We start from the raw sequence: 253 nt of genomic DNA, 5'->3' as shown, positions 1-253 counted from the left end.
CCAGATTCTCACCACCGACGGAAACCTGAATCTGACGTGGCGGGGCCGCTATCTGAGCGCAGAGATTGACGATATCTGGGGGAACATCAACGCGCGCGCCAGTGCTGGCGCGCGCGTGCAGTGGGATTCCGGCGTGAACAACTTCGGCACCGTGGATCGCCTCAATGGCGCACTGCCGGCGCCGTGGGTCGTTTGCGGATTGAGCGGCCCGGGCAACGGGACGGCAAATGCGATCGTGGTCTACGGCGTAGTA

General features: G+C 63.6%; 1 pseudogene. It reads left to right on the top strand.

Annotated features, from left to right (window positions below):
- Positions 1–253: pseudogene (locus tag SB751_RS33105) on the top strand (phage tail protein); the annotation flags it as partial.

This window comes from Cupriavidus sp. SIMBA_020 (genome assembly GCF_046535395.1).
Lineage (GTDB): Bacteria > Pseudomonadota > Gammaproteobacteria > Burkholderiales > Burkholderiaceae > Cupriavidus > Cupriavidus campinensis.
This window is presented reverse-complemented; position numbering and strand designations above follow the sequence as displayed.